The 24,538-nt window shown below is 33.5% G+C and carries 23 protein-coding genes; 8 read left to right on the forward strand and 15 right to left on the reverse strand.

Going from position 1 to position 24,538, the window contains the following annotated elements; all coding sequences use genetic code 11:
* Nucleotides 1-53 precede the first annotated feature (53 nt).
* The 13 genes from NK213_RS14300 to NK213_RS14360 form a co-directional block, all read right to left on the reverse strand.
* Nucleotides 54-347, reverse strand: coding sequence for an autotransporter-associated N-terminal domain-containing protein (locus tag NK213_RS14300; RefSeq protein WP_253350315.1), 294 nt, complete (start codon nucleotides 345-347; stop codon nucleotides 54-56).
* 1,056 nt (nucleotides 348-1,403) lie between these two features.
* Nucleotides 1,404-1,919, reverse strand: a complete 516-nt coding sequence (gene tpx / locus NK213_RS14305) for a thiol peroxidase (protein WP_253350316.1) — start codon at nucleotides 1,917-1,919, stop codon at nucleotides 1,404-1,406.
* A gap of 101 nt (nucleotides 1,920-2,020) precedes the next feature.
* A complete protein-coding gene (locus NK213_RS14310; RefSeq protein WP_253350317.1) occupies nucleotides 2,021-2,527 on the reverse strand; it encodes a GNAT family N-acetyltransferase in 507 nt (168 codons plus the stop codon).
* Between the two features lie 65 nt (nucleotides 2,528-2,592).
* Nucleotides 2,593-3,168 (reverse strand): hypothetical protein, encoded by a 576-nt coding sequence (locus tag NK213_RS14315; RefSeq protein WP_253350318.1) that lies wholly within the window; start codon nucleotides 3,166-3,168, stop codon nucleotides 2,593-2,595.
* Between the two features lie 139 nt (nucleotides 3,169-3,307).
* Complete coding sequence (locus NK213_RS14320; protein WP_253350319.1) at nucleotides 3,308-3,505, reverse strand: YwbE family protein; 198 nt, start codon at nucleotides 3,503-3,505, stop codon at nucleotides 3,308-3,310.
* 115 nt (nucleotides 3,506-3,620) lie between these two features.
* Nucleotides 3,621-5,204 (reverse strand): NAD(P)/FAD-dependent oxidoreductase, encoded by a 1,584-nt coding sequence (locus tag NK213_RS14325; protein ID WP_253350320.1) that lies wholly within the window; start codon nucleotides 5,202-5,204, stop codon nucleotides 3,621-3,623.
* Between the two features lie 28 nt (nucleotides 5,205-5,232).
* On the reverse strand, nucleotides 5,233-6,456 hold the full coding sequence (locus NK213_RS14330; RefSeq protein WP_253350321.1) for an NAD(P)/FAD-dependent oxidoreductase: 1,224 nt from the start codon (nucleotides 6,454-6,456) through the stop codon (nucleotides 5,233-5,235).
* A gap of 149 nt (nucleotides 6,457-6,605) precedes the next feature.
* Nucleotides 6,606-7,241 carry an FMN-dependent NADH-azoreductase gene (locus NK213_RS14335; protein ID WP_253350322.1) on the reverse strand — a complete coding sequence of 212 codons (636 nt, stop codon included), beginning with the start codon at nucleotides 7,239-7,241 and terminating at the stop codon, nucleotides 6,606-6,608.
* A 159-nt stretch (nucleotides 7,242-7,400) separates the two neighbouring features.
* Nucleotides 7,401-7,946 carry a hypothetical protein gene (locus tag NK213_RS14340; RefSeq protein ID WP_253350323.1) on the reverse strand — a complete coding sequence of 182 codons (546 nt, stop codon included), beginning with the start codon at nucleotides 7,944-7,946 and terminating at the stop codon, nucleotides 7,401-7,403.
* Nucleotides 7,947-8,661: 715 nt separating this feature from the next.
* Nucleotides 8,662-11,070, reverse strand: a complete 2,409-nt coding sequence (locus NK213_RS14345; protein WP_253350324.1) for a glycyl radical protein — start codon at nucleotides 11,068-11,070, stop codon at nucleotides 8,662-8,664.
* 39 nt (nucleotides 11,071-11,109) lie between these two features.
* Complete coding sequence (locus NK213_RS14350) at nucleotides 11,110-12,006, reverse strand: glycyl-radical enzyme activating protein (RefSeq protein ID WP_253350325.1); 897 nt, start codon at nucleotides 12,004-12,006, stop codon at nucleotides 11,110-11,112.
* A gap of 215 nt (nucleotides 12,007-12,221) precedes the next feature.
* Nucleotides 12,222-13,700, reverse strand: a complete 1,479-nt coding sequence (gene ptsG / locus NK213_RS14355; protein WP_253350326.1) for a glucose-specific PTS transporter subunit IIBC — start codon at nucleotides 13,698-13,700, stop codon at nucleotides 12,222-12,224.
* Between the two features lie 41 nt (nucleotides 13,701-13,741).
* A complete protein-coding gene (locus tag NK213_RS14360; protein ID WP_253350327.1) occupies nucleotides 13,742-14,668 on the reverse strand; it encodes a sugar-binding transcriptional regulator in 927 nt (308 codons plus the stop codon).
* Between the two features lie 429 nt (nucleotides 14,669-15,097).
* On the opposite strand from NK213_RS14360, the gene NK213_RS14365 reads away from it, so the two are divergent.
* Complete coding sequence (locus tag NK213_RS14365; RefSeq protein ID WP_253350328.1) at nucleotides 15,098-15,868, forward strand: DeoR/GlpR family DNA-binding transcription regulator; 771 nt, start codon at nucleotides 15,098-15,100, stop codon at nucleotides 15,866-15,868.
* Between the two features lie 98 nt (nucleotides 15,869-15,966).
* Here the strand turns inward: NK213_RS14365 and NK213_RS14370 are convergent, their stop codons facing one another.
* Together NK213_RS14370 and NK213_RS14375 are read right to left on the reverse strand one after the other, a co-directional pair.
* Nucleotides 15,967-16,914 carry a sugar-binding transcriptional regulator gene (locus tag NK213_RS14370; protein WP_253350329.1) on the reverse strand — a complete coding sequence of 316 codons (948 nt, stop codon included), beginning with the start codon at nucleotides 16,912-16,914 and terminating at the stop codon, nucleotides 15,967-15,969.
* A 349-nt stretch (nucleotides 16,915-17,263) separates the two neighbouring features.
* Entirely contained in the window at nucleotides 17,264-17,947 is a 684-nt protein-coding gene (locus NK213_RS14375) for a fructose-6-phosphate aldolase (protein ID WP_253350330.1), read from the reverse strand.
* A gap of 325 nt (nucleotides 17,948-18,272) precedes the next feature.
* On the opposite strand from NK213_RS14375, the gene NK213_RS14380 reads away from it, so the two are divergent.
* From NK213_RS14380 to NK213_RS14410, 7 genes are all read left to right on the forward strand, one after another.
* Nucleotides 18,273-19,367: a glycerol dehydrogenase gene (locus tag NK213_RS14380; RefSeq protein ID WP_253350331.1), complete on the forward strand. Its 1,095-nt coding sequence runs from the start codon at nucleotides 18,273-18,275 to the stop codon at nucleotides 19,365-19,367.
* A 323-nt stretch (nucleotides 19,368-19,690) separates the two neighbouring features.
* Nucleotides 19,691-20,089 (forward strand): transcriptional regulator GutM, encoded by a 399-nt coding sequence (locus tag NK213_RS14385; RefSeq protein ID WP_253350332.1) that lies wholly within the window; start codon nucleotides 19,691-19,693, stop codon nucleotides 20,087-20,089.
* Nucleotides 20,090-20,113: 24 nt separating this feature from the next.
* Nucleotides 20,114-20,659 carry a PTS glucitol/sorbitol transporter subunit IIC gene (locus NK213_RS14390; protein ID WP_253350333.1) on the forward strand — a complete coding sequence of 182 codons (546 nt, stop codon included), beginning with the start codon at nucleotides 20,114-20,116 and terminating at the stop codon, nucleotides 20,657-20,659.
* Between the two features lie 12 nt (nucleotides 20,660-20,671).
* A complete protein-coding gene (locus tag NK213_RS14395) occupies nucleotides 20,672-21,667 on the forward strand; it encodes a PTS glucitol/sorbitol transporter subunit IIB (RefSeq protein ID WP_253350334.1) in 996 nt (331 codons plus the stop codon).
* 61 nt (nucleotides 21,668-21,728) lie between these two features.
* A complete protein-coding gene (srlD, locus tag NK213_RS14400; RefSeq protein WP_253350335.1) occupies nucleotides 21,729-22,505 on the forward strand; it encodes a sorbitol-6-phosphate dehydrogenase in 777 nt (258 codons plus the stop codon).
* Between the two features lie 333 nt (nucleotides 22,506-22,838).
* The gene (locus tag NK213_RS14405; protein ID WP_253350336.1) at nucleotides 22,839-23,411 is read left to right on the forward strand and encodes a hypothetical protein; all 573 of its coding nucleotides are present in this window, start codon (nucleotides 22,839-22,841) and stop codon (nucleotides 23,409-23,411) included.
* A gap of 330 nt (nucleotides 23,412-23,741) precedes the next feature.
* Nucleotides 23,742-24,368, forward strand: coding sequence for a hypothetical protein (locus NK213_RS14410; RefSeq protein WP_253350337.1), 627 nt, complete (start codon nucleotides 23,742-23,744; stop codon nucleotides 24,366-24,368).
* Nucleotides 24,369-24,538: the final 170 nt, after the last annotated feature.

Here is a 24,538-nt window from a genome sequence, read left to right on the forward strand (position 1 = left end):
TTTTCATAATAAAGTCCTCCTGTTTTTAGTTTATCATAAAAAGATTTTTTTATTTACAGACTTTTTATCACAGGCTCCCATGGTATTTTTATTACCTGATCTCCTTCAAGTTCCAGACGTTTTAGTTCCCGCCTGCCTTTATTTAGATTTTTCTTATTATCTGCTTTTAGTTTCTTTATTTTAGCTTCTACATTTTGTGTTACATTAGTAGATTTCGGCACTTCATTTGCTCCTACAAATCCACCTGTCATAAGAAAAGTCAATGCCAATTGTTTTGAAAACTTTATATTCCTATTATGTTTCAAACATGACTTAAGTTCTTTTTCCACACGTTCTAATATATTCATAAATTTCTCCTTTTTTCTTCTTGATCTCTTTATTTATGATCATCTCTTGTTTCTTTTTCTTTTATTTTTATTCTTACAATCATTGTTCCTTTTTTATTTTCTAACTGATACGACACTATAGCTGCTTCATACTCTCTCAATTTTTTTGTTCTGTTATTTCACCTTTATTGCGTTTTTCATTCAGAACCACAAATATGTTCTACAATTAAACTTTCTAATTAAAAAAGTCGCTTTTTATTAAATAAGCGACTTTTATTATATATGTGTTCACTTAATTACATTATACTTTTGCATAGTTCTTTTTATAATTAGTCATGTATTTGTTTTAAGTTAAATCATTGAAAAAAACAGAAGACAAATCAATTTTTCATTCGTCTTATTAATAGAAGACGAACCATTTCATTAAAATAATCTGAAATTCATTCGTATTTATTGTTCTTTAAAAATTAGAACAAAACTTTATGATACCTATTCTCCTCTCTTCTTCTCTAAAATCCTTAATTATTCTTGTTCAACTATGCATATTTTTTTACATTATTAAACAATCGTAATTTTTATATAGGTCAATTATATTATATTTCTATTTTCATTGTCAATATATTTTTTACTTTTAAAAAATCATAAAAAACCCTTATTTTACTGAACAAAACCAAACAATTCTTCTGAAATCCAATATTCACAATTATATTTTGCAAGAGTGTTCACTCTATTATTTTACTACAATATAATTATTTCATAGAGGTTTTTTTGAAAATTCCTCCTAAGGATTAACTCACTGTTAACAAAGTTTTCTCTATAAAAAAATGAATTTTACTTATATCTTTTTTATATAAGAAAAAAATATTTCTTGGTTTCTAATTATTTAATGATACGTCAATATTTAAATAAATTCTTTCTGTTTATGATCTTTTATATTCATATATCTTTTTACTGTATGATACTCATTCTGCTGAATATTATTTATTTTTTCTCTTTTTATTCATTATTATTTTCAAAGTATTAAGTTCAAATTTTTTTTGTCCATAAAAAAAAGTCCGAAAATCACGGACTTTTTATTTATATCAGGCTTCTTGTAATTTCCAGAGCTTTATCATAATCAGGATGCTCTGCTATCTCCTTACAATACTCCACATGTCTTATTATTCCTTCTTTATCTATTACTACTATTCCACGTTCAAGAAGTCTTAATTCCTTTACCACAAAACCATATTTGTAACCGAAGTCCAAATCTCTGTGGTCTGAAACAGTCACTTCATTTTCTATACCTTCTGCTGCGCAAAATCTTCCAAGTGCAAAAGGTAAATCAACTGAAATTGTAATAACAGAAACATCATCTTTTAATTTTCCTGCTTCCTCATTGAATCTCTTTGCCTGTAATGCACACACACTTGTATCAACAGATGGAAATGATGTTAATATAACAACTCTTCCTTTATAATCACTTAATTTTAATTCAGACAGATCTGTTTTCAAAGCTGTAAAATCCGGAGCTTTGTCTCCCGGCTTTACTTCGTCCCCTACTAATGTTACCGGATTTCCTTTAAATGTTACAATACCTTTTCTTTCTAACATCTTAATTCCTCCTATTTTAATAATCTTGTGATTATTTTTCATTTGAATACTCAAATATATTCTAACATAAAAAAATAAAAAATTAAATATTATCTTTTATACTAATCACAAAGTCTTTTTTCATAACAGAAAAAAGTATCTTTAAGCCTTGGAACTTTTATTTCACCAACAAATTTATAGCCCATTTTCTCAAAGAATCTCTGCGCTTTTATATTTTTTGAGTTTGTATCAGTTCTCATAAAGCATTTTCCTTTTTTAACAATTTCTTTTTCTATATTTTCTATTAAAAAAGCTGCTGCACCACTGCTTCTATATGCATTATCTACTGCCAGCCGGTGAATCACATAGTCGTCTTTTCCTGATTTCCATTCCAGATTATCATATTCTTCAAAAGACTCAAAATTAGCTGCACCAATTCCTGATACCTCATCTTCATCATTTACCACTGCATAAAGTGTTCCTTCTTTTATGTCATTTATAAATACTTCTCTGTTTGGATATGTTTCATCCCATTGGAAATTATCATTTTCATTCATTTCTTTTACAGTTTCACCAATAATTCTCATTATTTTGTCTAAATCTTCTGTTTTTGCGAGTCTTACTTTCATTCTATACTCCCTTTCCAGTATATTTTATTAAAGTAATGCCATACCCAAAATGGTATGGCACATTATTAATTTGCATCGTATGTTATTTCTACCTTTACATTATCCAAATATTCTCTTACTTCATAACGAAGTTTTCCGCTTGTAAATACTGCCTCTGAAATTGTATCATATCCGCTTGAAGTTTCATTTGAATTAGGGGCTGTTTTCAGCTGTTTTTCTATATTATTTACAACTGTGTTATAGTATGCATTTTTATAAGTAATAACTATAGCTTGAAGTTCTCCTGCATCCCAGCCGCTTGGCGATTCACCGTCAGCCAGAGAATAAAAAACATCCCCGCTCATGCCAAACCATGTTTCCCTCTTCTCAAGCCCCGCAAGAATTTTCTGTCCATTGTCATCTGTAATAAAAACATCTTTTGTTCCTTTTACCTGTAATTTCAGCTTATCTGCAGGCAAACCAAACCAGTTGTCCATTGACATCTTCCCTAAAACCGGCTTAGCAGCCTGAGTTTTTGTGTCAGTTTTTGCTGTTGTAGTTTTTGTAGTTTTTGAATTTTTAGTAGATTTCACTGCTGACAGACTTTGTGCTGAAAATGTAAGCATTGCTATTCCTGCCAATATACATATTTTTTTGTTCATTTTTTCCTCCTCATGTTATCATAAGATTTTATAGATGTGCTTTTTATCTGTATACTTCTCTATTATATCATAACACCGCTGTTTTCATCATTTTTTTTAATTTTTTTCCATTTTAATTAATCTGATTATTTTCTTATATTTATCCTATGATTTCCTGTACACGTCCAACCTGATCATCTTCTTCAAGCATTACCTTGATTCCGTGAGGATGAAACTGGCTGTTTGTCAGAATTCTCTTTACATGTCCTCTTGTAAGTTTTCCTGTACGCTGATCTTTTTTCAGGACTATATCTACTAAGGCTCCTATCTTTATATCTTTTCTGTTTTGACCGCTCATTTTTCCTCCAGTATCTTCTCTAAAATTTTATATAAAATCAAACTGCATGTTTTATCCTGACTTTATTAGTGAATTTTTATCCTTTTTATATAAGAATTCAGTTTCTTCTCTGGAATTACTGATTTCTTATTATATTATTCAAAGCTTCAGCACACTTTATTCCGTCTACCGCGGCAGAAACAATACCTCCTGCATGACCTGCGCCTTCACCGCATGGTATCAGACCTTTTACACTGGAAAACATTAACTCGTCACGCAGTATTCTCACAGGTGAAGAACTTCGGCTTTCCACAGCTGTAATTACAGAATCAGAACCGGCGAATCCTCTTATTTTCTTATCCATTTCCTTTATCCCGTCTTTCAGGGATTCTACTATAAACTTCGGGAAACATTCATTCAAATTACTTAATTTATAGCCTATACTATAGCTTGGAATAACACTTCCAAGTTTCCCGGATTTCTGGTTTTTCAAAAAATCACTTACAAGCTGTACAGGTGCTTTATATTTCCCGCCGCCAAGTTCAAAGGCTTTTTTCTCCAGTCTTCTCTGGAATTCCACTCCTGCAAGTACGCTGTCTCCGCGAAAATCTTCCGGATATACATTTACAAGTACCGCTGAATTGGCATTTTCTTTATTTCTTTTATAATAGCTCATTCCGTTTACCGCCAGAAAACCATCTTCACTTGCTGCCGGAACTACCACTCCTCCGGGACACATACAGAAAGTATAGACTCCCCGGCCGTTTGATGACTTTACATTTAATTTATACTCCGCAGCCGGTAGTTTATCTGCATGTTTTCCATACTGGCTTTTATTTATCATATCCTGTTTATGTTCTATCCTTACTCCAACAGAAAACGGCTTTTGCTGCATTTCCACTTTTTTCTCATTCAGCATATAAAAAGTATCTCTTGCACTATGACCTACTGCGAGAATAAGATAATCCGTTTCTATAGAATATTCTCCTTCCGGCCCTGACACTTTTATACTTTGAAGCTTACCGTCTGAATGTTTTATAGATGAAAGTTTATTCTGAAACCTGTATTCACCGCCGAGACTTTCTATTTTCTTTCTCATATTTCTGAGTATCCCGATAAGTCTGTCTGTTCCTACATGAGGCTTTGACATATATGCTAATTCCTCACCGCCTCCGGCTTCAATAAATTCAGTTATTACTTTTTTTATTCTTACATTATGAGTCCCTGTAGTAAGTTTCCCGTCTGAAAATGTCCCGGCTCCTCCCTCTCCAAACTGTACATTTGATTCAGTATTCAGAACACCTGTCTTAAAAAAATCATAAACATCTTTTTTTCTTTCGTCTACATTTTTCCCTCTTTCAAGAACAATAGGTCTCAGACCGGACTCAGCCAGAATAAGTGCTGCAAATATTCCCGCAGGACCGCTTCCTGCCACTACAGGTCTTTTTTCAGGTATATTCTGAATTTTCTCTGTTTCATAAATAAAAACCTCAGTTTTTTTCACATTTTTAATTTCTAAAAATCTGTCTTCATCTATGATCTCTAAATCCACAGAATATACATATACAATATTACTCTTATTTCTTGCGTCTATTGACTGTCCTGTTATTTTGAAATTATTTATTTCATCTGTGCTTACTCCCAGTGTCTCGGCCGCTTGTCTTAACACATCTTCTTTAGTGTGTTTTATCGGCATCTTTATATTGCTTATTCTTAACATATCCAAAGTCCTTTACTTTCTTATAAATTTATTCTCCGGCTGCGCTTTTACCCGCCAGATAACCTGAAGACCACGCCCATTGGAGATTATAGCCGCCGCAGTCACCAAAGACATCAAGTATCTCACCTGCAAAATACAGATTTTTTACTTTTTTAGATTCCATGGTTTTGGAATTTATACCGTCTGTTTTTATTCCCCCTGCTGTTACCTGTGCATTTCTAAATCCAGTTGTTTCGAGAATTTTTATATCGTAATTTTTTATCAGAAATGCAATTTTTGTAATTCTTTCATCTGAAAGCTCTGTTACAGGAAGAGAGAGTTTTTCTATTCCTGACCGCTTTAATAACAACTGCCCCAATTTTTTATTAAGCATTCCTACCAAAAAGTCTTCCATTGTCAAATGGCTCAGATTTCCTCTTCTTACTGCCAGTAGTTCTTCTATATCTTTGATATTATAGTCAGGCATTAGGTCGGCCTTAAATACAGGATTGTTATATAAAGCGCTTAAATATGACAGATTAAAAACCACAGGACCGGATATTCCGTAATCTGTAAATAAAAGCTCGCCCTCTGATGAATCCAGTTCTTTTTCTTTATGACAAGCAGTTATTTTAGCATTTACCTTTATCCCGTGCAGTCCTTTTACCGGTTCTTTTTCCGTTTTCAGCTGTACAAGTGCAGGCTTTACTTCTGTAGCTTTATGTCCCATCATTTCAGCAAGTCTGTATCCGCTCCCGTTTGAACCAAGCTCAGGATATGAACACCCGCCTGCTGCTAAAATCAGCTTTTTACATGTTATAATTCTGTTACCGTCACTTGAAAATATTTTAAATAATGAGTTTTTATATTCAATTTTCGAAACATCAAAATTAGTATAAATTGGTATTTCCAGTCTCTGTGTCTCGAATCTGAGAGCATCTACCACAGCCGAAGCCTGTCCGCTGTATGGATATACTTTCCCGTTTTCTTCTACTTTATGAACTATTCCAAGTTTCTCAAAAAAGTTTACTGCATTTTCAGGGCTGAATATTTCCAGTGCATCCTGTGCGAATTCTTTATCTTCTCCGTAATAATTAGAAATATCTGCATTAATATTAGTATAATTACATCTTCCATTCCCTGTTGCCAGAACCTTTTTCAAAACCCTGTCTTTTCTCTCCATAATTATAATATCCAAACCATTTTCCTTAGCTGTAACTGCAGCCATAAACCCTGCCGCTCCTCCGCCTATGACCACTGCTTCTGTGTACATTTTACCAACTCCCCGGTTTTTTCTTTATTTATCATACTACCATAATAAGGAAGGAATATCAAAATTTTATTTATTGCAGAAAATAAAAGATCCTAAATTCCCACAGACCTTTTATTTCATGAATTATAGTTAATAAAAATTTTTAACATTTAAAAATCAGCTGCTATTTTCTTCGCTTCCTCTTTTGCCAGTGCCAGAACTTCTTCCTTTTTATCCGGAAATGCATCTGCCCCTTCGATATAAAGAGATGTAAAATCCTCTATACCAAAGAAACTCATCATATGTGCCAGATATTCCGAACCAAAATCCACCACTTCACCGCTGTTATGGTTATAAATCCCTCCAGCTGACTGAATATGAAGCACCTTTTTATCCCCAAGCAATCCCACAGGCCCGTCGGCAGTGTATCTAAAAGTTTTCCCTGCTACGCACAACACATCTATATATTGTTTCATCACAGGCGGGAAGAAATGATTCCACATAGGATTCACGAAAACTATCTTGTCGGCATTTATAAATTCAGTTATTAATTTATCGTATACTTTTACCTTCTCCTGCTCTGATTCAGCCAGAGTTTCAAAAGAAATTCCTGATTTCATCTTCTTCCATGCTTCAAATATACTCTCGTCAAGCTGCGGTATTTCTGTATGAAACAGGTCAAGTTCAGTAACTTTGCTTTCGGGATTCAGGCTTTTCCATTCTTTTAAAAATATTTCCCCTGTTGTAAGAGATTTAGACTCTTCTATTTTTAACGGATGACTTTTTATATATAGTAAACTGCTCATTTTCATCTTCCCTTCTTTATATTATTGTTTCAATTCCAGTTTTGTCCCTTGCGGCATAAGCTTCGGCAGCTTTATTATTTCTTCCTGATTAAAAATAAGTTTATCCTTAATGGTGTATTTTTTCTGCTCTCCGCCAAAATTTTCCGTTCTTGCAAATGTTTAATTTATCTGCTTTCCCGGTTCATAAGAAATTTCTATACCATCTAAAACTTCATAATCAGTACCTTTAAAATCAGTTATTTCTATCTTTATGTTCTTACCTGCTGATGTAATCTTCTGATTCGGGAGTTTACTGAATGTTTTCATGTTGTTCAGCAAAAATTTCCTCACATTTTCTGTATTTCTGTCAAAATAGCCTATATCTTTCTCATCTTCTGAAAGAACATCCATTATTACAACGGCATTTGTCCCTTCCTGTTTCAGACTGATAGAACGCAGATATGTTACACCGTCTACTTTGTACATCTGTTCCCCGTTTCTGTTATTATATCCGTTTCCTTTTTTATCCACGCTAAAAGTATTCGTGCTTTGCCCTTCATAAAATGAAAGATATGCACTATCCTGCGATGTATATTCAAAATATTTCATTTCTGTTATTTCTTTTTCCATTTCTCCATATATCTCTTCCTGACTCTTAGCTTTATTTCCTGTGAAACATCCTGTTGTCATTATCAGAATCACCAGCGCCAGCAGTATTTTTTTCATATTGCCTCCATTATTAATGTTTATAACTATTATACAATAATTTCCCGTTTTAAACAATTTAATAAATCATATTGTAAACAACCTCTGCTGGCACAAAGGCTGTCTCTAAACAGTCTTAACCTGTCACTGCTTGTGTGCTGACAGTTTCAGCACAGCAAGAGCAAGAATAAATATTATCAAATCAGACATATGAAAACCTCCCCTTTGGATAAATACGTAATATTAACACTGTAAGTGCTAATATTACATACTTTCCCACGTGAATTCTTTCTCTCTCTGCCTGAATAGTTAACATGGTACGGGTACTTTGGCGATTAATAAAATAATATTTCGCCAAAGTGCCGTTTCAGGATGTTTTCAAGGTGTACCATATAAAATATTGACACTATAAAAAGACGGATAGCTCCGCCTTTTTTCACCAGGAGTTTCCTTAGTATGTCTGAACTTCGATAATTAAAAACTGTTTTTTGCATTACATGTATCCCAGCTTGCCAGAGCTGGTCAAACCTATATGAATCGAAGATATAACCGATCTTCATAATTCATTATACTAAAAAAAATATTCCTTGTCAAAACATTTTTTAATTATTGTTTCCGACATTATACATACATTCATTATTATATTTTTAATTTTATTATGACATAAAAAAAATAATTTTTTATGATGTAAAAAAAGTACCCTAAAGTCAGTATAAGAGCACTTTTTTTATATTTTTTACATTACCTGTTCCGTTCTTGCTATTATATCTTCCTGTGTAATAGGATCCAGTGTTACGAACTGTGCACAGTATCCCGCTACTCTTACTACTATATCTCTGTATTTTTCCGGTTCTTCTTTTGCTGCCTGAAGAGTATCTCTGGAAATTATATTAAACTGTATATGCCATCCTTTCAGATTTATAAAAGTTTTTATAATCCCCACAAATTTTTCAAACTGATCCTCTGATTTTATCAGTTCAGGAGAATATTTTTGATTTAGAAGCTGTCCTCCTGTTATCAGAAGTGTAGGAAGTTTTACTATAGAATTCAACACTGCTGTAGGCCCTTTTACATCTGTTCCCTGTGTAGGAGAAGCTCCTTCAGCTGCAGGAGTATAAGCGTATCTTCCGTCAGGAGTCGCACCTGTTACAGTTCCCATAGGTACATTAGATGAAATCCCCGAAGTTGACAGACCATAACCGCCGTTTATCGGCCCTCTTCCATATCTTGTATTTTTATAATTTGCAATTTCTTCTATATAAGGCTCATATGTCTTTACTGTAAATCTATCTATTTCATCTATATCATTTCCATATTTAGGTACATTAAGCAGAATAGTTCTTACTCTTTCCCCGTCTATTCCCTCAAAATTATTCTTCAATGCCTCAAATACTTCTTCCTTAGTCAGAATTTTATCTTCGAAAACAGTTTTTTTCAATGCATACATTGCATTTGCAGCGTTAGATAACCCTACCTGAAGACCTGCTATAATATCGTACTTTGCCCCGCCTTCTTTTGCTGTCTTTCCTCTTTCTATACAACTGTCTATCAGACTTGAACATAATATGTCAGGAAACTCTTCAAGGTGTGTGTCTGCAAGTACATCAAGAGCTACACTCAATCTCGTGTAATATGCTATATTTTTCTCCCATGATTTCCATAAATCATCAAAGCTTTCAAAGTCAAGCAGTGTTCCATTCCCCTGATACAATGTCATTCCTGTTCTCGGATCGTGACCGTCATTTATCACAAGTTCCACTATCTTAATGAAATTCAGAAAAGTCATACCAGTACATCTATATCCCCATTTTCCCGGAACTGCCACTTCTACACATCCTACCATTGTGTAATTATAGGCATCTTTAAACTCCACACCTTTATTTAATAATGCGGGAATAATTATTTCATCTGTATGCATAGCCGGCATTCCATATCCTGTAGCTGCTACACTGGCACTTTCTCTTATGAATTTTTCAGGCGAATTTGAATGAAATCTTACTGCAAGGTTAGGCTGTGTCATCTTGTTTTCAGCAACACTTTCCAGAATCAGATAAGTAAGCTCATTACATGCATCACTTCCGTCATAGTTGGAACCGCCTATAGTTACATTCTGATATGTAGGATATCCTGCACCGTAACCTGAATGTGAAGTAGGTCTTACTTTAATTACAGTGTAAAGTTTTACCCACAGACATTGCAGAAGTTCCTTGGCAAAGTCTCTTTCCATAGTTTTGTCAGCAATAACATCTTTTTTATAAAACTCGTATAAATACTGGTCTGTTCTTCCCAGAGAAGCTGAATGCCCGTTACTTTCTATCTGTATTACAAGATGTATGAACCAAACCATCTGCACTGCTTCCCAAAAAGTTTCCGGTGAGTTTTCAGGAACGTTTTTACAGTTTTTAGCTATAGTCAGAAGTTCTGTTTTTCTCTTTTCATCAGTTTCTTTTGCTGCAAGCTCTTCGGCAAGAGCAGAAAATCTATGTGCAAAGTCTATAACTGCCTCATTCAAAATAACAATCGAATCCAGAAAATCTCTCTTGTCATATCCTCCGAATACTGTAATATCCACTTTATCTCTTGCTTCTGCGGCTTCATTTATTATTCCTCTTAATCCCACCTTTAATGCTTTTTCAAAATCAGGGACTATATGTCCGTCTCCTGAAGTCATATTTCCTTCACCGTGAACTGCTTTCACCTGTGAAGCTTTTTTCAGTTCCTCAGGCATCTGAGCATAACACTTTTCTCTTAATGTTTTCCCTTCCCAGTATTCACAAATTTCCAATACTTCTTTTTTATGCTCTTCGGGAAGATGAAATTTATCTCCGTCTCTATAGTCAAAGTTACCTTTTTCATTCAGCTCTTCAATTATCCATTCTACTGCATATTCAGGAAATAAAGGTGCTGTTCTTACGTCTGACGACTGGTTCCCTACTACAAGTTCCCCATCTTTTATGTAAATACTCATATTTTCCAATACTTCTTTTACTGCCAATGCTCTTTTTATATATTTTGATTTTTCTTCATTTTCTTTATATGCTTTTGTGAGGTATCTCGCTCTTTCCACACATACCCCGGGATCTTTAGCAAGTGCTTCTTCTCTTAGTTTTGCCACCCTTTCACTTTTTAATTCATAAGTTTTCATACTTATTCCTCCTTTGATTTTTTGTTGTTATCTTTTATATTAACCGTTTATCTTACATTTCAAACCGCTTGTTTCTATCATCTTTTTCACCTTATCCAGATCCTCCGGCGTATGTTTTTTATAATTATTTCCCATATAAGGCATTTTTAACTGCCTGTATTTTTCAAGTCCCAGAGTATGATAAGGAAGTACATGAATTTCGTTTAGTTTCATTTCTTTCACAAAATCAATAGTTTTATTTATGTTTTCTTCTGTATCATTTATTCCTTTTAACAAAGGTATTCTGATCATAATATTTTTATGCCATTCCGAAAGCTTTTTCAGATTAGCCAGAATTATTTTATTCGAAACTCCTGTTACTTCTTCGTGTATCTTTTCATCCATATGTTTAATATCAAATAAAATATAGTCTGTTACCTTTGCTATCTTTTCCAGAGCGGAATAATTCCCGAAACCCGAAGTCTCTATAGCTGTATTTATGTATTCTTCTTTTACTTTTTTTATCAGTTCATAAGCAAAATCTGAATTCATCAATACTTCTCCCCCTGATACAGTCAAACCTCCGTTTGAATTCCTGTAATAGGAGTAATCTTTCATTACCTCTTCGAACACTTCATCTACTGACATTTTTTCAGCAGTATTTTTCAATGCTCCCACAGGACAGCTCTGTATAATTTTATCTGCATCGCTGCATTTCTCAGGAAAAAATCTCCATTCATCATCATATGTCACAGAATTATCTTCTGATGCTTCGACACATCTTTTACATTTTATGCATTTTTTTTCATTATAGTAAATCTGGTTCAATGACAGCTGTGTTTCCGGATTAGAACACCATATGCACTTCAGAGGGCACCCTTTTAAAAACACCACTGTTCTTATACCCGGACCGTCATGTATTCCCAGCCTTTCTATTTCACAAACATAGGTTTTCATTTTTCCCTCTTTTCTTCCAACTATTTTCATTTACTTTCGTTTGATTTTATTTTATTTCATTTAACTGAAAATGTCAAGTTATATTTTTAAAATATATTTTCCGCTTATCGCAGAGAGCAGGTACGGCAGCATATTTCATTCTGTTTATATTTTGACCGGTAAAAAGAAATGCCCCAAAACCTGAAAAGTAATTTTGGGACAAATTCTAAAATGTTTTATATTAACTGATTTATATCATTACATATAAACTGTGCTTTTGATCCAAAAACTGCCTGTACTCCGTTTTTCCCTACTTTTAATACTCCGGCGGCACCAAGTCTTTTTAGTACACTATCATCTACTTTTTCCACATTTACTACTTCTACTCTCAGCCTTGTTATACATGAATCTACTGAAACTATATTGTCTTTTCCTCCAAGTGCCTGTAAAACTGATCCTGCAAGCCCGCCTTCAAATATTTGACCTTCTTCGCCTTCTATTTCCACCTCAGCTTCTCTTCCAGGAGTTGCCAGATTAAAAAATCTTATAGAAGCTCTGAACAGCACATAATAAACCACTGCAAATACGAGACCTACTACAATTGCCAAAACCCACCTTGTCTGAAACCCTTCTGTAGACGGCAGAACTCCAAACCCTATAAAATCTATAAGTCCGCCTGAAAAAGTAGATTCTACCCTTACTTTTAGAATATTCATTATCATAAATGATAATCCTGCAAACACCGAGTGAACCATAAATAATGCCGGTGCCACAAATAAAAACGCAAATTCAATAGGCTCTGTTATACCTGTGAGGAATGATGTCAGTGCCGCAGAAAAAAGTATTCCCCCTACTATTTTTTTTCTTTCCGGTTTTGCTTCGTGGTACATTGCCAATGCTGCTGCCGGAAGTCCGAACATCATAAATGGAAACTTTCCTGCCATGAATTTTCCTGCTCCCTGATAAGTAGCTGAATCAAATGATTTTACCCCGTCTTTTAACATTGCAAACCATATAGTCTGATCTCCTGTAACTACCTGTCCTGACTTAGTAGTGTATTCACCAAACTGCCACCAGAAAGGCGGATAAAATATATGGTGAAGCCCGAAAGGTACCAGTGCTCTTTCTACCAGTCCAAAAAGGAAAGTAGATACATTTGTATTCGACTCATTTGCATAATATGATAAAGCTGCTACCCCTGCCTGTACAGGTTTCCATAGAAACGGCATACACAGACCAATTATAAATGCCACTGCCGCTGTCACTATCGGTACGAATCTTTTTCCTGCGAAAAATCCAAGATATGCCGGCAGTTCAATATTATAAAATTTCTTAAACATTACGGCGGCTATTACTCCTGCTACCAGTCCTCCGAAAACCCCTGTCTGCAATGTAGGTATTCCCATTACAGACGCATATGCAGGATTCTGCCCTATCATATCCGGTGTAATCCCGGCTGTTATTCCCATTACTGTATTCATAACCAAAAACGCTACTATCGATGCCAGACCGGCAATACCGTCATTAGTAAGTCCCACAGCTACCCCTACACAGAATAACAACGGCAGGTTGCTGAATATAATACCTCCTGTCTGCTCCATTAACGGAATCCCTAATTTATTTCCAAAGGCAAGCAGAAGTCCCGCGGCAGGAAGTACAGCTACCGGTGTCAAAAGCGCCTTTCCTATTTTTTGTAACTCAGTGAATAATTTCATATTCATTCCTCCTAGTTTATATTAATTTATTTATCCATTATTTACGATTCGAGCAGACTCAGCCCTGTCTTTTCGTCTGTTATCAAGACATTGATAAAATTAGAATTCATCGCGGTTTTTATAGCATTTACCTTTTTGTCCCCTACGGCAATTCCTATTACATTTTTCATTTCCCTGAACCGCTCTATTTCTATGCCTATCTTTCTTTTGTCTATCTCTGTTTTTATTATCTTTCCGTCTGTATCATAGAATCTCGTGCATATTTCACCTACAGGCTCCTTGGTTTTCAAAAGCGACCACATATTTTTCGGTGCCGGAAGCCCTGATTCCCATAACACATTCATATCTTTCTCAAAAGCACCTATTCCCACGACCACTGTTTGCAGTCTTTCCCATATAGTACGTATATTTCTAAAAAATTTTGAATTATAAATTTCGTCTTTTACCGGCTCGCTGTTCATAATCAGAGGAAAATCTATAAAATATCCTCTTCCGTTATACATCTCCGAAAGATTATTTATCATTGCATTTATGTGCGTGTATTCTTTCAGATTTCCATAACCGCCGGTTAGAGCTATAAAATTCAGTTTCTTATTCTTTACGGGAAGTTTATACTTGGAAAAATCACATAATGTCTTCCCCCATGTTATGCCTACTATTTCATTTTTATTCGTTACTTTCTGTAAATATTGATGTGCTTTTTCATGTACTTCTTCCAGCATTTCCGCTCCGGACTTTACTATTATGATATTTTTCAGGCTGTATTTTCTTCTTAATTCTTCCGCAATTCCCGCCTGTTTTGTATGCCCTTCATCAATACTTATTTTTACTATTCCTTCTTCTCTTGATTTTTTCAGCAGTCTGCTCACTGTACTTCTTTCTACACCAATTTCCTTCGCAATCTGACTTTGGGTACATTCATCAAGATAGTAAAGTTTGGCAACTTTTACCAATAATTCATGTTCCATACTCATCAATCCCTACTTTATTTTTCAAAAATTCACATTTGTGTTTTATTTCGATATTATTCATTTCACCTATATATACTATATTTTTTCTTATTGTCAAGCACTCCCGATGTAATGAGTTTAATTTTATACTTAATGTTTATTTTATTTTTTTAATGCAAATATATATTTAACTTAGAATTTATAGTATGCTATTTATTTTTATTAATTTATTTTTTAAATTTTGTTTCGTTATATTATTTTTTTAATTTCATTTACTTTTTATTGTTTTTATTTGATTTTGTTATTTTTTTTACAAAAAATGAAAATAAACAAAACTAGTCATTTTTTCTTATTTTTCAATATAAAAAACTTTATATAGCAAAAAGAAAATTTTTATTATATAATAAAATGAAAGTTTTCAAAACTAAATTATATTTGAGGTGTAAAATGTTTTTAGACGAGCGCTTAAATTCCATAATGGAAATTCTAAACAAAGAAAAAAAAGTAAAAGTAAATGATCTTGCAAAGCATTTTAATATATCTGAAGTCATGATAAGAAAGGATCTGCAAAGGCTTGAAACAGAAGGGAAATTAAAAAGAACCCACGGCGGGGCCATTCTAAAAAAAGAAATCGTTCATCTTTCTACTCTTGATGAGCGTCTAATAAACAAAACTTCACAGAAAAGTGTTATTGCAAAAAAGATTTATGCTGCTATCTCTGAAAATGAAACTATATTTCTTGATGTTTCCAGCATAAACTACATGGTAGCCGAACTGCTCGCAGAAGAGGACAAGAATATTGTGCTTATCACAAATATGCCCAGTATATCTGCTCTTTTCAGAAAAGACAGCGGAACGGAAATTATTATAACAGGAGGAAATTATAATAAGGAGATCGGCGGAATCGTAGGAAGTGAAGCTATAAACTGCATTAATAAATATAAGGTAGACAGGGCATTTCTCGGAAGCTGCGGAATAAATCCCGAAACAGGCGCTGTTATGAATTTTCAGTCTGAGGACGGCAATACCAAAAAAGCTGTACTTTCCATAGCTAAAAAGAAATATCTCATTGTAGAAACAAAAAAATTCGAATGTGAAGGGACATTCTGCTTTTCATCTTTAAATGAATTCGATACTGTTATCACTGAAAAAAAGCAGGATCAGCTTTCACCTGATACAAAGAAACTTATAAAAAAATTTATGATTGACTTTATTTAATACATTACTTAAAAAGTGCGAAGTTCAGGCATTTCCTCAGCTTCGCACTTTTTATATTTTGGTTTTTCTGGTTTTAGTTATATAGTTTGTCCATTTACTTATTTATCCAACAATTTCTTCCCTGTCTCCATGTCAGTTATCAAAACATTAATATATTTTCCCATTACAGCTCCGTAAATTGCATCTGTTTTTTCCACGCCTCCTGCAATACCTATGGAATATGGGATTTCTGTCAGTTTTTCGAGTCCTATTCCTATCACTCTGTCGTCTAATATTGTTTTTACTATTTTTCCGTCAATATCATAAAACTTTGAACATATCTCCCCTATAGCTTTCTGCTTGCTTGTCTTTTCCTTTATTTCACCGACGTTATTCAGCTGTTTCAGCTCGGAAAGACCTATTTCCCATAAAACATTTGATGATTTTTCCAAAGCTCCTATACCTACCACTGCTATCTGAAGCTTTTCCCATATTTCTATAATCTGCTTAAAAAATGTAGAATTCATAATCTGTTCTTTCATTACGGGAGTGTCTACAATCAGCGGTGATTCTATAAAATAAGGAGTTCCTTTATATAATGTCGCCAGATTATAAATCATGGAATTAATAGACATATAATCTTTCATATTGTTATATCCTCCCAAAAGAGGTATAAAATCTATTCTTTTATTTACATTCAGCGGTTTGTACAAAGAAAATTCCCTGATAGTTTTCCCCCATGTAATACCAATTGTTTCTTTATTTTCAGATATAGTATCAAGGTACGCATGTGCTGCTTCTGCTATATTCACAAGGATATTCTCGTCGCTCGCTACCAGCTGCACGCCTTTCAGCCCGTATTTTTTCTTTAATCTGGTTTCCAGATCGAGCTGTTCCAGATACATATCGTTTATTATTATTTTCACTATTCCCAGTTCTTTGGCCTTTTTCAAAAGTCTGCTTACTTTTGTACGTTCTATTTTCAAAATTTCAGATATCTGATTTTGTGTTAACTCATCGTAATAATATAATTTACAAATTGTCGATAACAGCTTTTTATCAATCATTATTTTTCCCTTCCTGATATTTATTAAATGCAGGGTTCTTTTATTAATATAATATATAATTTTTCATATATTTTGTCAATTAATTTATATATTCTGTACCATTATAAAACAGGTATCAGATAAGAATTCCTGATGTATATATTTTATTAGAAATATAAAAGAATTGTTCAAAAACAATTATCTGTATCTAACAGTGTCCTGATTAAAAATTTCGTAATTGAACTTGTTAATAAGGTCTAGATTTTAGGTAAAATCCCAAAAACTGCTGAATAACAGAAAATTTTAGTTTTAAAACAATTCTTCAGAAAATAATAATTAATTGGGTTTATTTATAATTTGAAAACTATATTTATAAAATATCCAGAAGTGTTTTTCCGTCACCATATACTTTTCCCCAGTCTGAATTAAACTTATCAATACTCCAGTCTGTATACGGATGATAAATCAGCTGTTTTAGCACGTCAGTCCCTACTGTCACCGCTTCTGCTCCTGCAATTATAGCATCATGAACCTGTTTTACATTTTTGAAAGATGCTCCCAAAATTTTTGCCTTGTTATTTTTATCTCTGCTTATTATCTTATATGCTTCCTCCACTACTCTTACGCCATCACCATTTATATTGTCAGCTCTGTTTACATAAGGAGCCATATAATCAGCACCTGCCTGTACTGCCATTACTATCTGCTGTGATGTAAGTATTCCCGTAGCAGTGATATTAAATCCTTCTTTTTTCAGTATAGTCATAGCTTTCAGACCCTCTGCGGATACAGGAATCTTTATATACAGATTAGCCTTAAAAGTCTCTTTCAGCAATCTCGCTTCTTTTACGATTACGTCTGCAGTCATTCCCAATACCTGTACATGAAGCATTTTTTCCGTTCCAATTATTTCTATAATTCCGTTTATTGCATCTTTGTAATCCTTTTTTTCCTTTGCAATTATTGACGGATTTGTAGTTACCCCTACTATGGGAAAGTATTCATTGATTTCTCTGATCTCATTCAGATCTGCCGTGTCTAATAAATATTCCATTTTTCCTCCTGCTATTTTATTTAAAATTTATAATCTCGTTCTATGCACAAATGTGTTTCGAAAACACATACTTATATTCTATTTATACTTTTATTTTTTTAAATTGTCAAGTTTTTATTTGACAGAATAAACTATTGTGCTTTATCAATGTGTATTGCAGCTTTTTTTCAAAATTTTATACTGCTGTCAGTATAAAAATACAGCCAAAAACAAGAGACTTCCACATTTGTACTTTAATAAGCAAAATATTTGGAAATAAAATTTGATAATTTAAAAATAAAATGTTAAAATGGTACAATTTAAATTATACAAGGAGGGAACACAAATGGACAAAATTATTTTATCACCGTCAAAATACGTTCAGGGATATAACATCATGGAAAGGCTTGAATCTTATACTTCAGGCTTAGGAAAAAATTCACTTGTTATTGCTGATGATTTTATTACTAAAATTGTTAAGGAACCTGTTACAAAGAATTACGAAAACAGTGACAACAATATTTTATTTGAAAAATTCAACGGAGAATGTTCAAAAACAGAAATTAACAGATTAATTGAAATAGTACAACAGAATAACATAGACTCTATTGTGGGAATAGGCGGGGGTAAAACTCTGGATACGGCAAAAGCAGTTTCGTATTACGGTAAAATCCCGGTTGTAATAGTGCCTACCATTGCTTCTACTGATGCTCCGTGCAGCGCTTTGTCTGTTATATATACAGATGAGGGTGTTTTCAGCGAGTATTTGTTCCTTTCCAGAAATCCGGATCTTGTGATTATGGATACGAAAATCATAGCTAATGCTCCTGTAAGATTGCTGGCTGCCGGAATGGGAGATGCTCTGGCTACTTATTTTGAAGCGCGTGCATGTACAGCTGCCAATAAAAAAACTATGGCCGGGGGAGTTTCTACAAAAGCATCTGTTGCTCTGGCTGAATTATGCTACAATACACTTTTAGCTGACGGATATCTTGCAAAATTATCTGTTGAAAATAAAGTTGTTACTAAATCTCTTGAAAATATAATTGAAGCAAATACTTATCTCAGCGGAATCGGCTTTGAAAGCGGTGGACTTGCTGCTGCCCATGCGATACATAACGGGCTTACAGTTATAGAAGAATTACACCACTTATATCACGGGGAAAAAGTTACATTCGGCGTATTAGTTCAGCTTGTTCTTGAAAATGCACCAAAAAATGAAATAAATGATGTATTATCTTTCTGTAAAAAGATTGGTCTTCCTGTAAGTTTCAAAGATATGGGAATCGATAACATAAACAGAGAAAAAATTTATGAAGCAGCAAAACTGTCATGTGCAGAAGGTGAAACTATTTATAATATGCCTTTTGAAGTTACAGTTGATGATGTGTACTCAGCTATTCTTACTGCTAATTCACTAGGGGAGAATTTTAATTCTTAATTTTTGATATTTATTATTCTGTTAAAATATATGAAAACCTGATTTTTATCAGGTTTTTCTTTTTTTGTAATGTATTAAATACCCCTTCTGAAAAATTATTTCATTTTTCTGCTATTGACAAAAGTATAAATTAGGGTTATATATTATTATAAGCAATTTTTTTCTATATAAACACAAAATTGCAATTTTTTAAATCTTTTTACGATTTTGTGCAATCATGGAACAAAATTTCATTACAGACATCATGCGTCAATGATTTTTTTTAATTATCTTTGCAATTTTGTGCTAACCATAAACAAAATATCAAAAAGGAGGTGACAAAAGTGATTCAGTTAATCATACTAATTATCTTTGTGTGGGCTATGCAGTGTGTTTTTACTCTTTTTCAGCTGAAATATTTTAACAGGGAATATATACAACTGCGTAAAAAAGGATTTGTTCTTATTGGAAAGCAACGCTCCCGAATAAGCAGAGGCTGTGTAATTCTCCTCCTTATCACAAGGGACGGAGAAATTCTGGACAGCAAAGTTATGAACGGTTATACAGTATTTACAAGATTTAAAAGTATACCTTCCATCATAAATAAAAATATTATGGAAAACTGGGAAAATGAAAAAATGGATACAGTTATCAGAAAGGCATTATACAATGCACAGTCAAATTATATTAAAGAAATAGAAATGCTGAATACAAAAAATATCTCTGCAGAATCATTCAGTTAAAAATAAAATTTTAGGAGGAATCATATGGAATTTTTATCAAAACTGGCCACTGGATTTATTGGTCTGTTTCAGGAAGGCGGAACTGTTTTTGTAGGTCTGGTATCAGGAATACTTCCCCTTTTAATATGTCTGCTTGTAGCTATGAATGCACTTATTAAGTTTGTCGGTGAGGATAAGATAGAAAGACTTGCTCAAAAATCAGCTGTTCACCCATTATTGAGATATCTTGTACTTCCTACTGTAGGTACTTTCTTCTTTATCAACCCTATGACTATGTCTCTGGGAAAATTTCTTCCTGAGAAATATAAGCCGAGTTATTACTCTGCTTCTACATATGCATGTCACACAATGAACGGTTTGTTTCCTCATATTAATCCCGGCGAATTATTTGTTTTTCTCGGAGTTGCCAATGGAATTACACAGCTTGGACTTCCTATTTCGGATTTGGCGCTCAGATATTTTCTTGTGGGAGTAGTTACGAACTTTTTCAGAGGGTGGGTAACTGACTTCACTACTTCTTATGTAGAAAAACAGCAGGGTGTGAAGCTTCCTGCAGAAATAAAATTATAAAGGAGGAAATTTATGTATAAAAAAGTAATAGTTCATGCAGGTGACGGAGGATTCGGAGGCCCGCTCATAATTGCTCCTGACGGGAAGAAAAACGTTATTCTTTATGTAACAGGAGGACATATACCGGAAGTGGCAAAGGTTCTGGCGGAGAAAACAGGCGGGGAACTCGTGGATGGTTTTAAAACAAAGGTCGAAGATGAGCAGATCGCTGCTGTTATTATAGACTGCGGGGGAAATCTCAGATGCGGTATTTATCCTAAAAAGAGAGTTCCTACTATAAATATTATGGCTACAGGTAAAAGCGGTGCTTTGGCACAATATATAACAGAAGATATTTATGTTTCCGCTGTTAAACCTTCTAACATCACAGAATATACCGGAGAAGAAAATATCAACATTCCTGTTCAGGAAAAAGAGCCTTCTACAGAAACTAAACAGCCGAAATATTCCACTGACAAAAAAATCAGCCAGCAATCTTCAGGATTAATGGGAAGAATCGGTATGGGTATGGGAAATCTGGTAAGTACCCTTTATCAGGCAGGAAGAGAAACTATTGACACTATTATAAAAACAATACTGCCTTTTATGGCATTTGTTGCCATGCTTATAGGTGTCATTCTGAAATCAGGAATCGGAGATGTTATTGCCAAAGCCCTTACACCGCTTGCAAGTACCCTGCCCGGCCTGCTTATAATTTCGCTTATATGTTCTTTCCCTCTTTTATCGCCGTTTTTAGGGCCGGGTGCTGTAATAGCACAGGTTATAGGGGTTCTCGTGGGAGTGGAAATAGGAAAAGGAAATATACCGGCACAATTTGCACTGCCTGCATTATTTGCCATTAATTCACAGGCAGCATGTGATTTTATCCCTGTTGGTCTCGGTCTTGCCGAAGCTGAAGTGGAAACTGTGGAAGTCGGGGTTCCCTCTGTACTTTACGCGCGTTTCCTCACAGGAGCACCTACTGTATTCATAGCATGGCTTGCAAGCTTTGGTATGTATTCAAAATAATTCTCGGCAATTTATATGTAAACTACTCTAAATAAGGTACAAACGAAAGGGATGATTCAAATTGGAAAAACAAGTCGCAATAGTCGTAGGCGGAGGGCAGACTCTCGGGGAATTTCTTTCCAAAGGTTTGGCAGAAGCTGGTTATGACGTATTAACAGCAGATATAAACGGTGAAAATGCCAAAAGAGTGAGTGATGAAATCAGCAGTAAATATTCAGGAAATTTTCAAAGTTTTCAGGTTAATGCAACTAATGAAGAAGAAGTCATAAACTTAAGAAAATTTGCAGAGGAGAAATACGGACGTGTTGATCTTCTTGTGTACAATGCCGGAGTGGCAAGAAGTTCGAAGATTGATACTTTTGACCTGAAAGACTGGAATATTTCTGTATCGGTAAATCTTACAGGATATTTTCTATGTGCAAGGGAAATATCAAAAATTATGATAAAACAGGGGTATGGAAATATAATACAGATAAATACAAAGTCCGGCAAAGTGGGAAGCAAGCACAACTCTGCTTATTCAGCTTCAAAATTCGGCGGTGTAGGATTAACACAGTCGCTTGCACTGGATTTAGCGGAGCATAACATTCGTGTGAACAGCCTTATGCTTGGAAATTTACTAAAATCCCCGATGTTCCAAAGTCTTCTGCCGCAGTATGCAAAAAAACTCGGAGTTCCTGAAGATCAGGTAGAAAAAATCTACAGGGATAAAGTTCCTTTAAAGAGAGGATGTGAATATCAGGATGTTCTTAATATTCTCTTATTCTACGCTTCTGAAAAAGCTTCTTACTGTACAGGGCAGTCTATTAATATTACCGGCGGACAGGTAATGTTTTGATTTAATATTTTTAAATAAAAATTCTTTCTAAAAAGCTGTATTATTTTTGATACAGCTTTTTTTATCTGTTAGTCGTCATTAAAAATACCTCAAAGGCAGATTCTCATCCTAAATGCTTTCTAAAATCAGAGTTAATAAGATACAGATTAAAGTGTAAAATTTTATTTCGTATTTATCTTCCATTTGAATGTATTCATTATCTTTTTTTATATTTTTCGGCTGTAAATCTAGCTGATTATAATAAGAGTCGACTATTTTCGGCATTCTTCACAAAAATGACATATTTTAATGATACAATTAGACATTATTATTATAAATTTTCTAGGAGGTAAAATGAAAAAAATTGTATCAGTATTATTATTAATGTTCACTTTCTTATCATTCAGCAATAATTTAGATAAGTATGAATCAAAAAGAATTTTTGAGCAGGGAATGAAGTATATAGTGGCTCAGGATTACAAAGCTTACAGACAAGATCCGGAAATGTCGATATTTATGGAGTTGATCTCTTCAGAAGCTGATTTTAAAGCTATGAGCGGTTTTTCTAAAAAGAATAAGTACGAAGTTACAAAAGTAAAAGAAACAAATAATAAAAGTACTTTAGATGTAAGGGTAAACTATGTTTCATATGACAGCCTTTCAGATGAAGAATTTGTCTCTGCTTTTTTAGAATCACTATCTGATCTGGGCATTTCACCTGATAGTATCAACAGTAAAAATGCAATACTAATTTATGAGAAATTATATGAAAAATATAATCATAAAGGTGTTATGAAAACGAAAAATATAAAAGTAACTATGAATAAAGCCAATGGTTTATGGGGAATAAATTATGATAAAAATTTAGATTTGATCTCCACTCTTTCTGTTTTCCCAACTAAATTTTTTGATCTTATGATGAGATAAACAGAAATTATAAAATAAAAATAATTAAATTTGAAATAGTTTATTTTAGAAATGAGCTTTATGCGGTGCAAACCCATTTATCAGTTTCATCTGGCTTTTAGGAACACTTCATACAGCTCGTTTTTCTTTTTTCGAATATCAGCCGTCTGACCACCATTATTTTTTAACAACCTACATTCAGTAAAATAAATATTTTTGATATCCCTTTTTCTAAATTTCCAAAAAACATTTACCCTTAAAACAGATAATTTCTGAAGTTAATTACAATAAATTTTGTTGTTTTTTTTATTCTAAAAGGTTAAAATGAATTATAGGAAATGAGGTGATATCATGAGAAGATCAGCGTGTATTCTTATTCTGCTTTTATTTTCCCTTATATGTTTTTCAGCTCCGGGGTATAAAACTACAAAAGAATCCGGCGTCAAACTTAAAAAAAATGAACTCGTACAAAATAATCTTCTTATCGAACAGGCATTTAAAGATTCTGTTTCCAGCCATAAAGCAGAAATAGATAAACTTGATACTTATTCGGGAAATATTCCTGACGAGTTATTACAAACTTTTTATTTTTCTTATCTTCTTCTTAACATTAAATCCGAGACTACAAAATATGAAATCACAAAAATTCATTATCTATCACCTGAAAATGTCCTTGTTTCAGTGAAAATAAGCGTACCTGACATTGCTATCCTTATACAAAATAAAGATTTTAATAATTTTATAGATAAAAAGCTTAATGAAAGACTGGGAAATAATTATTCCAGCGATATTGAAAAATTTTCTGACCAGGAAATCAACGAGCTGTACTTCCTGACTTTTATTGTAATTTCAGAAGCAGTATTGAAATATTCCCCTAAAATAAAAGATTTCAAAAGTCAGAATATAGAAATAAAAGCTGCGAAAATAAATAATATATGGACTTTGGAAGATTCCATTTATAATTATACAGAATTTTAAAAAACAATTATTTTTCATAATCAACCATAAAATTTTAAAGAGACAGATCAATAATGAAGCATACTCAGAAAGTCAGATAAAACCGGCTTCCACAGGGGGAGTGTGCAAGAAAGTCTGTAAATTAAATCTGATATAATAAAAGATTTGTTTTTCATATATTGATTTATCTA

This window comes from Sebaldella sp. S0638, from assembly GCF_024158605.1.
In the GTDB taxonomy this organism is placed as follows: Bacteria; Fusobacteriota; Fusobacteriia; order Fusobacteriales; family Leptotrichiaceae; genus Sebaldella.